Raw genomic sequence first — 14,547 nt, forward strand, 5'->3', positions numbered from 1 at the left:
ATGCGGGAGTGGCTCAGTGGTAGAGCATCGCCTTGCCAAGGCGAGGGTCGCGAGTTCGAATCTCGTCTTCCGCTCCATTTTTTGTTATTAGAAGAATTTTAATTCTTCTTTTTTTTAAATGTACCCTTAGCTCAGTTGGATAGAGTACTTGACTACGAATCAAGGGGTCGGGGGTTCGAATCCCTCAGGGTACACCATTAACAAGGAGTTGTTATAATATGAAAATACAGAATATTGAAATAATTATAAAAATTGGAGATATAACTGATGAAAATGTTGACGTAATTGTCAATGCAGCTAATAATTCATTACTAGGCGGGGGTGGAGTTGACGGAGCTATACATAAAAGAGCTGGGGCATCTGTGCTAGAACAATGTAAAAAACATGGAGGTTGTGCCACTGGTGATGCTAAAATTACAACAGCTGGTAATTTATTATGTAAATATATTATTCATACTGTAGGACCAATATACGGTAGACATGGCGGATTAGAGTCTTTATTATTGTATAATTGCTATATAAATTCATTAAAATTAGCAGATGAATATTCACTAAAAACTATATCTTTTTCGGCAATTTCTACTGGAGTATATGGATACCCGGTTGAAGAAACTTTACCAATAATATACAAAGCAATAAAAGATTTTTCAGCAAAAAATAATAATATTCAAGAAATTAGATTTGTCTTATTTGATAAAGAAAAATACAAATTATATAATTCTTATTTTAATGCTATATTAGATAAAAATTTATAGTTTTATGGTTGACATATTATCTTTTTTATATTATTATTAACACATTGAATAAAAAGAAGGTGTTAATATTTTAGCTGAAACACATAAGGTAATAGCAAATAAAATTTATAATGAAGTTTTTGATGAATACGGCATACAGTTAGATAATAATAAATTATTATGGGGAAGCATAGCTCCTGATTATCTTCCAAAATATAAATTCATAAGACATTACAAAGATGAAAGCATAAATTATGTTGTTAACGAGATTCTGAAGATAATACTATTTACTAAATATGTTGATATATCTATCGTTCCTCAAAGCATTGTAGTGGCATCTTTAAGTAAAAAAATAGGCATAATTTCTCATTATTTATCGGACTATGTTTGTTATCCACATGCTCAAAGATGGACTTTTTCAGATTCGATGATAAAACATATAAAATATGAAAACAATCTTAACGATTTTGCAAAATCATATAAATTTGATCAACCACAAAGTAAGATTTATGTGCCAGATATAGATTTAGATTCTTTAAATTTACATAATACAAAGAAAACAATAAAGAAATTTATTGATCAAGTTGTGGAAGAATATAATAAAACAGCAAGTAAAACAGCAAGTTTTAGCAACGATTTAGATTTTGCTAATTTTATAAATAGAAAAATGATATTCTTTATAATTGACACAATGAGAGAATCGGTTCTCGAAGGGCAAGAGACTTTAGCTTTTCAAATTTAAATAGTTTAAATATTCGATGACGGGAAGAGTAGTATTGAAATTTTAGTTTAAAGAGAGTTAGGAATGGTGAAATCCTGATACTAAAATCAATATGAAGAACGCCCCTAAGATTCTTTTCCGAACTAATGTTAATTACACTAGGTTAAGACGGTTTAGCCCGTTAAAAGCTAGACATATCGAGTTATCTGTATGTTTATGAGGTGAGCTTATGCTAAATAAGGTGGTACCGCGATTTTTTCGTCCTTTGATATTAAAGGACGTTTTTTTTATACTTTTTTAAGGAGTGATTTAAATGTTAATTAATGGATTTACACCAAGGGAACTTCAAATTGCAATTAAGTTGATCAAAGATTATTTTGAAAAAGATTTAGCTGATGTATTAAATTTGACAAGAGTATCTGCACCGCTGTTTGTAAAAACAGATACAGGTCTTAACGACAATTTATCAGGTAAGGAAAAAGCTGTTGAGTTTTCAATGAGAAAATATAATGAAAAGTTAGAGATAGTACAATCTTTAGCTAAATGGAAACGTATGGCTTTAAAATGGTATGGATTTGAGACTTATGAAGGTCTATATACTGACATGAATGCAATTAGACCAGATGAATATGTCGATAAAACTCATTCTATCTACGTAGACCAATGGGATTGGGAAAAAATTATAAGATACGAAGATCGCAATTCAGATTACTTATTTGAGACGGTAAGACTGATATACAAGGTCTTTAAAGATACTGAGACTTATATAAATGAAATATTCCCAAATAATACAAAAATAATTTTACCAGAGGAAATATTTTTTATAGATAGTCAAACATTAGAAGATCTATATCCTAACTATTCACCAAAAGATAGAGAAAATATAATAGCAAAAGAAAAGAAAGCCGTATTTATCCATAAAATAGGGGATAAACTTAAATCTGGTAAGCCACATGATCTTAGATCGCCAGATTATGATGATTGGAATTTGAATGGAGATATTATATTTTACAGTCCAACAATAGGAGAAGCTATAGAATTGTCAAGCATGGGTATTAGAGTTGATAGTGATAGTTTGAAAAGGCAGCTAGCTATTGCAGATTGCACCTACAGAGAAAAGTATGAGTATCATCAGCTCATACTAAAAGGTGAATTACCGTTCACTATTGGGGGAGGAATAGGGCAATCAAGAATTTGTATGTTTTTTTTACAAACTAAGCATATTGGACAAGTACAAGCTTCAGTTTGGCCAGAAAATGAGTTAAAGAAATGTAAAGAAGAAAATATATTTTTACTATAAATGTTAAAAGAATGTAATAAATATAGTTAAAAAGTATCACCTTTATTGTTATTTTTGTAGTATAATAAACTTACTCTATAATCATATGAAGGGTGAGTGCTTTATAATGACATTAAATGAAAAAACTTATGCAAATATTTATGAAGGATTAAAAAGAAATTTCTTATATGAAAATGATTTAAACAGCATTCACATTTTAATAAATTTATACGACATTGAAGACAACATTAGGAATATATATCCAAAATATGTTACCATTCAATATATTAAGAATAATATTTCTAGATTTTTAAAAGGAAGAGAAGGGAATTCTTTAATAGCATCTAATTTAGGTGAACTTATACACGAGGATATAAATAGACTAGAGTTGCTATTGTATTTAGATGGGTATAAGAAAGGGTATGCTGACATAAAAAATGCCAATTTACTCGAAAAAGAGGCGGTTGAAATCTATGATATAAACACTTTATATCATAGGAAATATTTGTTTCAATTTGATTTTAGTAATCAAAATATTAATGATTTTAAAGAAGAATTATTTAAAAACTTAAAAGAAACAGATGATTATTATAAGTATTTAGATGATTTAATTATCTATTATTGCAATAAGATAATTGAAAATAAAATTATGAATTTGAATAATTATTTAGACAGTCAACTTACAATAAAATGTAATACTAAATCTCTGGTGATTAATGATAATCCAGACCTTTTATCTGACAATGATTTGAAATCAATTTACCAAGAAGTCGTATCCATAATCATAAAAAATTCTAATCGTCTATTTAAAGATGCTTATTGGAATGGTTTAAACGACAGAGTCTTGAAACGCTATAAATGAAAAATAAAGGAGGATTTATATGTACGTTCGAAATCATATGATTAAATTAAAGGATTTAGTTAGCTTAAATCCGGAAGAGAATGTTAAAGATGCTCTTAAGAAAATTAATAGCAAAGATTTCTTATCATTGCCAGTAATAAGTGAGAACAAGATTTTAGGTATACTTATGAAAGAAGCAATTTACAGGAAATATTTTGAAGAAGATTTTACTAGTAAGGAAGACTTCCTGACAAATTGTAAGGTTAAGGACATTTACAATAAAGATTTAAAAATTATTAATGAAAGTGAGCCCATAGAGGAAGCTTCATATTTGCTAAATAATAGAAGAACTCCATTTTTAGCAGTTATAGATGATAAAGGTAATTTTGTAGGAATCTTAACTCATGCTGCCATTTTTAAAGCTTTCTCTGAAATATTTGGATTAGAAATTGGTCAAAGGCTTGTAATTCATATGTTTGATATCCCTGGTCAACTTGCTAGATTAACTGATATCTTAAAAAAAGAGAATATCAATATAATGAATTTGACATTATTAGATACTAAAGTCATGGGAATTATAAAAGTTGTGTTGAGAGTTGATACAGCTAATATTGAAGAATTAGTTTTAAAATTAGAAAAAGAAGGATTCAAAATTGGAGAATTTGGCGAATAATGTGCCCCTCAAATTATGAGGGGTTTTTTCTTAGTAATTTATATCAAATTATGATAAAATAGATGATAGATTATATTTTAAGGAGCATTATATGATAATTATTGGTATAGATCCAGGGATTGCAACTGTTGGATATGGTATAATAGAATGCATTACGAATAAATGTAGAGCTATTGATTATGGTCCTATATTAACACCTGCGAATTTATCAATGCCTTATAGGTTGGATATGATATTTGAAGAATTAAATAAAATAATTAAGTATTATAAACCTCATGATATGGCTTTGGAAGAACTATTTTTTAACAAAAATGTAAAAACTGCAATTACTGTGGGGCATGCTAGAGGAGTAGAAATATTAAGTGCAGTTAGAAATGGTTTAGACATATACGAATACACACCATTGCAAATAAAACAAGCTGTGGTAGGATATGGTAGGGCAGATAAAAAACAAGTACAATACATGGTCAAAACTTTACTCAACCTAGGAGATATTCCTAAGCCAGATGATGTTGCAGATGCTCTAGCAGTCGCAATATGTCACAGCAGCAGCTTAAAGTTCAAAGATCTATTTTTGATGAAATGAAGAGGTGAAAGCATTTGCTTGAATACATAAAAGGGAAAATAATACATTTAGGAGATGAATATGTTATTATTGAGAATAACGGGATTGGTTATAGAATAATGACATCAATGAATACAATATCAAATATAAACCCAGAGGCTACAGATATACTTTTATATACGCATATTATTATGCGAGAAGAAGATATTTTATTATATGGATTTGATTCAGTTGATGAAATGAACACTTTTAAATTATTAATAACAGTTTCCAAAGTTGGACCCAAATTAGCTTGTGCAATACTGTCTTGTCTTAATACTTCTAGACTTAAAATGGCAATTTTATCAAATGATATAGCATTGCTATGCAAATGTTCTGGAGTAGGCAAAAAAACTGCAGAAAGAATTATATTAGAACTTAAAGATAAAATCGATGAAAATTCTATAAATTATGGTGATATAAAACTTAATAATATAAATTCAGTTTTAGAAGAAGTAACAGAAGCATGTATATCCTTGGGCTATAACAGATACGAAATAAGAAATGCTTTGGAACAATTAGACTTAGAAAATTTAGAAATTGAAGAAATAATAAAGCTTGTTTTAAGAAAGCTAGCTAATTAGGTGATAATATGGATGAAAATATAAACAGAATAATTGCACGTAACAGTTTATTTGAAGACTTTGATTCTGATATTACATTAAGACCAAAATGGCTCAATGAATATATAGGACAAGACAAAGTTAAAAATAAACTAGACATATTCATACAAGCGGCTAAAGGCAGGAATGAAGCCTTAGATCATGTTCTCCTTGTGGGTCCACCTGGATTAGGAAAAACTACATTAGCAAATATTATCGCAAATGAAATGGGTGTAAACATAAGGGTTACCTCGGGGCCAGCGATAGAAAGAGCAGGCGATTTAGCGAGTATTCTAACAAATCTATCAGATGATGATGTATTATTCATTGATGAAATACATAGAATAAATCGTACGGTAGAAGAAATCCTATATCCTGCTATGGAGGATTATGCACTTGATATAATCATTGGTAAAGGTCCATCGGCAAGATCTGTAAGATTGGATTTATCAAGATTTACTCTCATAGGAGCTACTACAAGATCAGGGCTACTGACATCTCCGCTAAGAGATAGGTTTGGAGTTCTGCTAAATTTAGAATTATATGATATCAATAGCTTGACTGACATAATTAATAGATCAGCTAAAATCCTAAATATAGAGATAGAAATAGAAGGAGCATTAGAAATTGCTAGACGTTCTAGAGGGACTCCTAGAATTGCCAATAGATTATTGAAGAGAGTAAGAGATTATGCTCAGGTGGTAGAAAATGGTATTATAACGCTTGAGGTTGCAAAAAAAGGTTTAGACTTATTAGAGATAGATGAGCTTGGTTTAGACAATGTAGATCGTAAAATATTACTTTCTATAATTCACAATTTTGATGGAGGACCTGTTGGCATTGACACTTTATCTGCAGCAACAGGAGAAGAAAAAGTTACAATTGAAGATGTATATGAACCATATTTAATTCAAATTGGTTTTATCAATAGGACACCTAGAGGACGAGTGGCAAGTAAAAAAGCTTACGAACATTTTAATATTAGTTATAAATAATTAAGGTGGTTGAAATGAGATTAAAATTTAATAAGTTAATTACAATCTGCATCTTTATGATTATTTTTTTTCTGAATTCTGAAACTTTAGCAGAAAATGTACAATATATTGACGTAAAAATTGGAAATAACGTTTCTATGAGTAGTAAAATAGGCATTAGTTCAACTAGTGGCTTTATAATAAGAAATACGATTAATGATTATTCAACAAATGAAACCGCGATTTATATATCATTAAGTTCACCTGAATTTTATACAATTCTAGACGAGAATGGTAATAAGATAGCAGAGATTAATTATGCCGATAATTACGAAATTGTACCAATGTTTGAAAATAATGATTATGTCAATTTAAACGGAAAATATTATAGAGGGAGTATAAAGCTAATAAAAAACAACAACAATTGTTATATAATAAATCACGTATCTTTAGAGGAATACCTGTATGGAGTTGTTCCAAAAGAAATTCCATCATCTGCTCCATTAGAAGCATTAAAGGCTCAGGCTATTGTTTCTAGAAGCTATTCTTTAAGTAACTTAAATAAACATATTAAAGATGGTTACAACTTATGCGATTCTACTCATTGCCAAGTATATGGTGGATATAGTGCAGAGAAAGATAGTACAAATACAGCAGTAGATGAGACTAAAGGTATGATTTTAGAATATAACGACAGAGCCGTTGACGCTGTATTTCATTCTTCATCAGGGGGACACACTGAAAGTAGTGAAAATGTATGGGGTACTAAGATACCATATTTAGTGGCGGTTAAAGATCCATTTTCATTAAACGCCCCTAACAGCAATTGGAACATAACATTTACTAACTCTGTTATTGTGAATAATTTAAGGAATAACAACATAGAAATTCAAGACCTGATAGATATAGAAGTTTTAGATAGAACAGAATCAGGTCGAGCAAAAACCATAAAAGTAGTAGCTTCAGATAAGACAGTATTACTTAGTGGCGATAAATTTAGATCGATCATGGGCAATTCTAATTTTAAGAGTACATTGTTTTCTATTGAGAAAAATTATGATACTGATAGAGTCGTAAAATCAACTTTATCGAAAAACGGTATAGAAGAAATAGATTTTACATCAAATACTATAATGATAATGACGAATAATGGAATAAAAAATCTTGACAAATCTTCAATTGACGTATTAAATAGCTTAGGCCAAACTAATATAAAAATAGATACTCATGTCTCATCTTTTTCTTTTGTTGGTAAAGGGTATGGGCATGGAGTAGGAATGAGCCAATACGGAGCTATTGAAATGGCAAAAGAAGGATACAATTACGAGCAAATATTACAATATTATTATAAAAATATTAAGATTACGCAATAGATTGGAGACCGGATAAATTGAAAACAGAAGATTTTAATTATAAATTACCTAAAGAATTAATAGCTCAAGTTCCTTTAGAAAATAGGACTAGTTCTAGGTTGATGATAGTTAATAGAGAAACAGAGGAAATAAGCAACAATAAATTTACTGATATTGTGGATGAATTGAATTCTGGTGATTGCTTAGTATTAAATGATACTAAAGTTATGCCTGCTCGATTATTTGGCCACAGACCTAGCAGAGAAGAAAAAATCGAAGTGTTACTATTAAAACGTATATCTGAGAACATATGGGAATGTTTGGTAAAACCAGGTAAAAAAATGAGAGAAGATACCTTAATAGAATTTGGTGATATTTTAAAAGCAAAAGTCTTGCATATAACCGAGGGAGGAATTCGAGTAATTGAGTTTTTTTACAGCGGAGTTTTTGAGGAAGTACTAGATGAGCTTGGTGAAATGCCACTTCCTCCATATATAACACAAAAGTTAGAAGAAAAAGAAAGGTATCAAACCGTATACTCTAAAAATTTAGGGTCAGCTGCAGCGCCAACTGCAGGATTACATTTTGACAATGTAATACTAAATGAGATTGAGAATAAGGGTGTAAATATAGCATACTTAACTCTTCATGTAGGACTTGGAACTTTTAGACCCGTTAAAGTTGAAAGAATAGAAGAACATAAAATGCATTCCGAGTATTATGAGATCAATGAAGATTGTGCTAATAAAATAAATGAATCTAAAGCAAAAGGTGGTAAGATTGTATCAGTGGGGACGACTTCTTTAAGGACATTGGAAACAGTTGCAGATGAAAATGGAATTGTTAAAGCACAATCAGGATGGACTGATATATTTATTTATCCTGGTTATAGATTTAAGATTGTTGATGAATTGATTACCAATTTTCATTTGCCTGAATCCACATTATTAATGTTAATTTGTGCATTTGCAAATAAAGATTTAATCATGAAAGCATATAAGATAGCAATAGAAGAGAAATATAGATTTTTTAGTTTTGGCGATGCAATGCTTATCAAATAGGAGGAGAAAATGGCTATAAGGTTTGAACTACTAAAAGAATCTAATGAATGCATGGCTAGGCTTGGTAAAATAGAAACACCTCATGGGACTATTGAAACTCCAATATTTATGCCAGTAGGAACTAGAGCAACTGTAAAAGCAATGACACCAGATGAATTAAAATATTTAGGTGCACAGATAATATTATCTAACACATATCACTTGTATTTAAAACCAGGTCATGATTTAATTGAAAAAGCAGGAGGTTTGCATAAATTCATGAATTGGGATAGACCAATTTTAACTGATAGTGGTGGGTTTCAAGTTTTTAGTTTGACAGATCTGAGGAAAATTCATGAAGAAGGAGTAGAATTCAGATCTCATATAGATGGGTCAAAGCATTTTATAAGTCCTGAGATATCAATAGATATACAAAATTCATTAGGTTCTGACATAATGATGTGCTTTGATGAATGTGTGGCATATCCTTCTGAATATGAATATACTAAAGAATCCATGGAGAGAACAACCAGATGGGCTGCACGTTGTAGAGATCATCATCATAAATGGGATACACAGGGTCTTTTTGGGATAGTCCAAGGAGGATTTTTTAAAGATTTAAGGAAAGAAAGCGCAAAAAGTCTAGTCGATATGGATTTTAGTGGATATGCTGTGGGAGGATTAAGTGTTGGAGAGCCTAAAGATTTAATGTGCGATATCCTTGAATACACAACTCCATTTTTGCCTAAAGACAAACCAAGGTATCTAATGGGTGTAGGAAGTCCTGATTTTCTTTTTGAAGCTGTAGAAAGAGGAATTGATATGGCAGATTGTGTATTACCTACTAGAATTGCCAGAAATGGAACTGCTATGACTAGTAACGGAAAAGTCATTATTAAAAATGCTAAATATGCAGATGATTTCAATCCATTAGATTCAGAATGTGATTGCTATACATGTAAAAATTATTCCAGAGCATATATAAGACATCTTTTCAATGTGAATGAGATATTGGGCTTAAGGTTGACTACAATCCACAATTTATATTTTCTCTTAAAATTAATGGAAAATATAAGGCAATCCATAAGAGAAGACAATTTTTATAAATATAAAGAATCATTTTATAAAAAATATGGTTATATTAAAGAATAGTAGAGCTTTTTGGAGTTTTATTGTATAATATATATTAAAAGGAGTGATAAAGTGGAAGCATTGCAAGCATTGATATTACCAATAGCGTTTTTGGCAATTTTTTATTTTTTAGCTATTAGACCTCAAAAGAAAAAAGAAAAACAAGTAAAAGAGATGAGAGATAGCTTAAAAATAGGTGATGAGATCATAACTATTGGAGGTTTATATGGAAAAGTAGTTAAAGTAAAAGATGACTATGTAACATTAGAAGTAGGACCTTCAAAGGCGAAAATGGATTTCGCAAAATGGGCAGTAGGATCCGTTGTAAAATCAAGAGTTGCAAATGATTCTTCTTCTAAACAAGCTGAACTTAAAGACGAAGAAGATAATTAAACAAAACAAGAAAAACAATGAAAAAGAAAACTTCCACAGAAGTTTTCTTTTTCAAGGATTTCTCTTTAAGTGAGTAATAAAATATGATATAATCATTTTACTTAAAATACTGGAGGAGGAAATTTAAATGCAATACATAAAGACATTAACTAATAAAAAATTAAAGGACAGTTTAGCATATGGTGGTTGTGGGGAATGCCAAACTTCTTGTCAATCTGCATGCAAAACATCATGTACTGTTGGAAATCAAAAATGCGAAAATAAGAAGGTAAATAAAAAGTAGTGGTTTTCCACTACTTTTTATTTACTAAAAGAGGTGTTAGAATGAGTAAAGGTAATATTCATAAATTTTATTTAAATGAAAAATATATTGTAGTAGATGTAAATAGTGGGGCTGTTCATGTAGTAGAACAGATTGTTTATGATATACTCGATTATTATTTGGATTACGAAATTAACGAAATTATTGACAAACTAAATAATAAATATTCAAGAGAAATGATATTAGATGCATATGAGGAAATAAAATCATTAGAAGAGGAAGAATTAATTTATTCAAGTGACTTTGACACAAACTTTGAATATAACAAAGATAATGTTATTAAGGCAATGTGCTTACATGTTGCTCACGACTGCAATTTAAAATGTAGATATTGTTTTGCTTCACAAGGTAATTTTAAAGGGCAAAGAAAACTCATGGATTTAGAAACCGGTATGAAAGCATTAGATTTTTTAGTTGAAAATTCTGGGAATAGAAGAAATTTAGAAGTAGATTTTTTTGGCGGAGAGCCCTTAATGAACTTTGAAGTTGTGAAAGATTTAGTAATGTATGGGAGAAAATTAGAAAAAAACAAAAACAAACATTTCAGATTTACAATAACAACAAATGCATTGTTGCTTAATGATGAGAATATGAATTTTATTAATGAGAACATGGATAATGTAGTACTTAGCTTAGATGGAAGAAAAGCTGTTAATGATTATATGCGAATGACATTAAATGATGGAGGAAGCTACGATATAATTGTACCTAAAATTAAAGAAATGATAGGGCGAAGGAAAGATAAAGACTACTATGTGAGAGGCACATTTACATCTAAAAACCTTGATTTTTCACAAGATTTTTTAGAATACTATAACAATGGATTTAAGAATATATCAATTGAGCCAGTTGTAACAGACCCTAATGAAGATTATGCAATAAGAGAAGAGCATATTGAAACTATTCTAAAAGAATATGAAGAACTTTCTAAAAAATATATTGAGTTAAAAAAGAAAGATCCTGAATTTTTATTCTTTCATTTTATGATTGACTTAAATCAAGGGCCATGTGCTGTTAAAAAAGCAGTAGGATGTGGTGCGGGAAGTGAGTATATAGCAGTAACTCCAGAAGGCGATATTTATCCTTGCCATCAATTTGTTGGAGAAGAAGAATTTAAGATGGGTACTTTAGAAACGGGTATTATTAATAAAGACTTGCGAGAAAAATTTAAAAGAGCAAATGTAAATACTAAGGATAAATGCAAAACATGTTGGGCAAAATACTATTGCAGTGGTGGATGTCATGCTAATGCGTATTATTCAAATAATGATATTTTAGAACCTCACGAATTAAGTTGTAGGATGGAAAAGAAAAGACTAGAATGCGCACTGTCAATTTTAGCTAACGAGTAGGTGTGGAGGGGAAAATGAAAAAGAGCCTTATCATCTTAATATTCATCGTATTATTTATCATTTTACTCTCATTTATTGCAGTGTTTGGAGTTGAATTAGGGAATTTTTCTATAAATAATGTGAAGGATTCTTTAGATTTAGGATTAGATTTAAACGGTGGTATATATGTAGTACTTGAAGCTAAAACTGATAAAAAAGGTGAAGAACTTAATAAACTAATGGAGCAAACAAAGTCAATAATAATGCAAAGAGTAGATGGACTTGGTGTATCTGAACCGAACATTGTTATTGAAGGTAATAATCGTATAAGAATAGAACTAGCAGGAATAAAAGATCCTCAGCAAGCCATAGATTTAATAGGGAAAACAGCCCAACTTGAATTTTTAAATCCAAATAAAATGGTTGTATTGACTGGCAAAAATATAGTTGACGCAAAAGTAGTTTATAAGAAAGATCAATTAGAGGGAGACAAACCTGTAGTATCTATAGAGATGGATAAAGAAGGGGCAGAGATATTTTATGAATTAACTAAGCAATTATCTGCTTTATCTACTCAAATTGACAAAACAGTTTATATAGTTCTCGATGGAAATGTAATATCTGCTCCTACAGTTGCTGAACCTATTGAGAATGGGAAGCCAATTATCGATGGGGATTTTACATTTGAAGAGGCAAATAATTTGGCAACTTTAATTAGAGCTGGTGCACTCCCAGTGCCAATGGAGGAACTTCAAACTTCTATAATAGGACCTTCACTTGGGCTTGAAGCTTTTGATAAAAGCATTTTTGCAGCAGGTATAGCAATGCTAATAATTTTTTTATTCATGGTAATAATATATAGGCTACCTGGGATTGTAGCATCTCTAGGATTAGTATTATATACACTTATTGTTTTGTATTTTATGGTCTTCATTCATGCTAAACTAACTTTACCAGGGATTGCTGGGCTTGTTTTATCAATAGGCATGGCAGTAGATGCGAATGTTATTATTTTTGAGAGAATAAAAGAAGAAATTAAATCTGGAAAGACAATAAGAGTAGCAGTTAATTTAGGGTTTAACCGTGCTTTAAGGTCGATTTTAGATTCAAATATGACAACTTTAATTGCAGGAATTATACTATATGTTTTTGGGATAGGACCTATCAAGGGGTTTGGTGTTACATTGACTATAGGTATTATTGCATCAATGCTAACTGCAGTTATATTTACTAAATACGTATTAAAACTTATTGTAGATATTACAGGCAATAATAATTCTTGGTTATATGGCGTGAAAGAGGTGTAATTAGCATGGATGTATTAAAATATAAAAAAATAACATATTCAATATCAATTGCAATAATACTTACCGGTATTGTGCTATTTTTCATAAGAGGCTTTAATCTAGGTATAGATTTTACAGGGGGTACTATAATCACCCTCAATTTAAGTGGATATACTTCAATTGAGGAAGTAAAAGAAATCACTAATAAATATGATGAAAATGCATCAATAATTCACGAAGGAGAAAATAAAGAAACGGTTATAATTAAGAGCAACAAAGATTTAAGTAATAAAGACATTAATTCTTTGATAGATGATTTTAGGAACCAATATGGATTGAGCGATAATAGTTATCAAACAGAAAAATTCGGTCCTAGCATGGGAAGTGAAATATTTAAAAGAGCTATTATTTCAATAATAATAGCCTTGGCATGTATGCTTATTTATATATCTATTAGATTTCAGCTTAATTTTGGTGTTGCAGCAATTGTAACTTTAATACATGATTGTTTAATTATGACTTCACTCTATTTAATTCTATACATTCCAGTAACTAGTGCATTTATCGCTGCAATTTTAACAATATTAGGTTATTCAATTAATGACACAATAGTAGTATTTGATAGAATAAGAGAAGAACTCCACATGAATAAAAAAACAAAATTAAATTTACTAATAAACAATAGCATAAAAATGACCCTCAGAAGAACTTTATATACAACAATGACAACTTTAATTGCAGTATTTTGCCTTTATATTTTTGGAGTAGATGACATTAAAGAGTTAGCTTTACCACTGATTTTTGGTATGATAGCAGGAACATATTCAACTTTATTTATAGCAAGTCCAATATGGTATAAGATGGAAATGAAATCGAAATCTAATTAATAAGGAGGGATAACATGCAAAAAAGTTTAATAATTACATTAATTTTATCAATCATAGTAATAATTTTTGCAATAAACAATAACGCAATAGTAACTATTGATTTGATATTTACGCAGATTGAGATATCTGAAGCAATAGTAATATTTGTTTGTGTATTATTAGGTGCAGCGATTGCTTCTATTTTTAGTTGGATTAGAGAAATGAAATTAAAAAAGAATATTAAACAACTGAATTTAAAAATAGATGAATTGAATAAAAACATAATTAATCTTGAGAAAGTTGTTGGAGAAAAAGAAGAGCAAATAAAATTACTTTATTCTAAAGACGAGAATTAATTTTGACTTTCATGATTGGTTTTTATACGGAAAAATGCTAGA

The 14,547-nt window shown here is 29.8% G+C and carries 17 protein-coding genes, 2 tRNA genes and 1 other annotated feature; all 19 genes read left to right on the forward strand.

Annotated features, from left to right (window positions below):
* The first annotated feature begins 2 nt into the window (after window positions 1–2).
* Window positions 3–77 (forward strand) — tRNA-Gly (locus E4100_RS07810).
* A 43-nt stretch (window positions 78–120) separates the two neighbouring features.
* A tRNA-Arg gene (locus E4100_RS07815) sits at window positions 121–197 on the forward strand.
* A 21-nt stretch (window positions 198–218) separates the two neighbouring features.
* Window positions 219–755: a macro domain-containing protein gene (locus E4100_RS07820; protein ID WP_135271488.1), complete on the forward strand. Its 537-nt coding sequence runs from the start codon at window positions 219–221 to the stop codon at window positions 753–755.
* Between the two features lie 133 nt (window positions 756–888).
* Window positions 889–1,476 (forward strand): zinc dependent phospholipase C family protein, encoded by a 588-nt coding sequence (locus E4100_RS07825; protein ID WP_245196381.1) that lies wholly within the window; start codon window positions 889–891, stop codon window positions 1,474–1,476.
* A gap of 7 nt (window positions 1,477–1,483) precedes the next feature.
* Window positions 1,484–1,724: a binding site (T-box leader), on the forward strand.
* 44 nt (window positions 1,725–1,768) lie between these two features.
* Window positions 1,769–2,755 (forward strand): aspartate--ammonia ligase, encoded by a 987-nt coding sequence (gene asnA, locus E4100_RS07830; RefSeq protein WP_135271490.1) that lies wholly within the window; start codon window positions 1,769–1,771, stop codon window positions 2,753–2,755.
* A gap of 106 nt (window positions 2,756–2,861) precedes the next feature.
* Window positions 2,862–3,596: a hypothetical protein gene (locus tag E4100_RS07835; protein ID WP_135271491.1), complete on the forward strand. Its 735-nt coding sequence runs from the start codon at window positions 2,862–2,864 to the stop codon at window positions 3,594–3,596.
* A 19-nt stretch (window positions 3,597–3,615) separates the two neighbouring features.
* Window positions 3,616–4,248, forward strand: a complete 633-nt coding sequence (locus E4100_RS07840; RefSeq protein WP_135271492.1) for a CBS domain-containing protein — start codon at window positions 3,616–3,618, stop codon at window positions 4,246–4,248.
* A 91-nt stretch (window positions 4,249–4,339) separates the two neighbouring features.
* Window positions 4,340–4,834 (forward strand): crossover junction endodeoxyribonuclease RuvC, encoded by a 495-nt coding sequence (gene ruvC / locus E4100_RS07845; RefSeq protein WP_135271493.1) that lies wholly within the window; start codon window positions 4,340–4,342, stop codon window positions 4,832–4,834.
* A gap of 14 nt (window positions 4,835–4,848) precedes the next feature.
* Window positions 4,849–5,436: a Holliday junction branch migration protein RuvA gene (gene ruvA, locus E4100_RS07850; RefSeq protein WP_135271494.1), complete on the forward strand. Its 588-nt coding sequence runs from the start codon at window positions 4,849–4,851 to the stop codon at window positions 5,434–5,436.
* A gap of 8 nt (window positions 5,437–5,444) precedes the next feature.
* The gene (gene ruvB, locus E4100_RS07855; protein ID WP_135271495.1) at window positions 5,445–6,449 is read left to right on the forward strand and encodes a Holliday junction branch migration DNA helicase RuvB; all 1,005 of its coding nucleotides are present in this window, start codon (window positions 5,445–5,447) and stop codon (window positions 6,447–6,449) included.
* 14 nt (window positions 6,450–6,463) lie between these two features.
* Window positions 6,464–7,801: a SpoIID/LytB domain-containing protein gene (locus E4100_RS07860; RefSeq protein ID WP_135271496.1), complete on the forward strand. Its 1,338-nt coding sequence runs from the start codon at window positions 6,464–6,466 to the stop codon at window positions 7,799–7,801.
* Between the two features lie 17 nt (window positions 7,802–7,818).
* Window positions 7,819–8,841, forward strand: a complete 1,023-nt coding sequence (gene queA / locus E4100_RS07865; protein WP_135271497.1) for a tRNA preQ1(34) S-adenosylmethionine ribosyltransferase-isomerase QueA — start codon at window positions 7,819–7,821, stop codon at window positions 8,839–8,841.
* Window positions 8,842–8,850: 9 nt separating this feature from the next.
* Window positions 8,851–9,972 carry a tRNA guanosine(34) transglycosylase Tgt gene (gene tgt / locus E4100_RS07870; RefSeq protein ID WP_135271498.1) on the forward strand — a complete coding sequence of 374 codons (1,122 nt, stop codon included), beginning with the start codon at window positions 8,851–8,853 and terminating at the stop codon, window positions 9,970–9,972.
* 51 nt (window positions 9,973–10,023) lie between these two features.
* A complete protein-coding gene (gene yajC / locus E4100_RS07875; RefSeq protein ID WP_135271499.1) occupies window positions 10,024–10,344 on the forward strand; it encodes a preprotein translocase subunit YajC in 321 nt (106 codons plus the stop codon).
* Between the two features lie 127 nt (window positions 10,345–10,471).
* Window positions 10,472–10,627 carry a six-cysteine ranthipeptide SCIFF gene (gene scfA / locus E4100_RS07880; RefSeq protein ID WP_135271500.1) on the forward strand — a complete coding sequence of 52 codons (156 nt, stop codon included), beginning with the start codon at window positions 10,472–10,474 and terminating at the stop codon, window positions 10,625–10,627.
* Window positions 10,628–10,668: 41 nt separating this feature from the next.
* Window positions 10,669–12,018 (forward strand): thioether cross-link-forming SCIFF peptide maturase, encoded by a 1,350-nt coding sequence (gene scfB / locus E4100_RS07885; RefSeq protein ID WP_135271501.1) that lies wholly within the window; start codon window positions 10,669–10,671, stop codon window positions 12,016–12,018.
* A gap of 14 nt (window positions 12,019–12,032) precedes the next feature.
* On the forward strand, window positions 12,033–13,304 hold the full coding sequence (secD, locus tag E4100_RS07890; RefSeq protein ID WP_135271502.1) for a protein translocase subunit SecD: 1,272 nt from the start codon (window positions 12,033–12,035) through the stop codon (window positions 13,302–13,304).
* A gap of 5 nt (window positions 13,305–13,309) precedes the next feature.
* The gene (gene secF, locus E4100_RS07895; RefSeq protein ID WP_135271503.1) at window positions 13,310–14,170 is read left to right on the forward strand and encodes a protein translocase subunit SecF; all 861 of its coding nucleotides are present in this window, start codon (window positions 13,310–13,312) and stop codon (window positions 14,168–14,170) included.
* Between the two features lie 14 nt (window positions 14,171–14,184).
* Window positions 14,185–14,505 carry a LapA family protein gene (locus tag E4100_RS07900; protein WP_135271504.1) on the forward strand — a complete coding sequence of 107 codons (321 nt, stop codon included), beginning with the start codon at window positions 14,185–14,187 and terminating at the stop codon, window positions 14,503–14,505.
* The last annotated feature ends 42 nt before the right edge of the window (window positions 14,506–14,547 follow it).

Source organism: Soehngenia longivitae (assembly GCF_004684055.1).
Classification (GTDB): domain Bacteria; phylum Bacillota; class Clostridia; order Tissierellales; family Tissierellaceae; genus Soehngenia; species Soehngenia longivitae.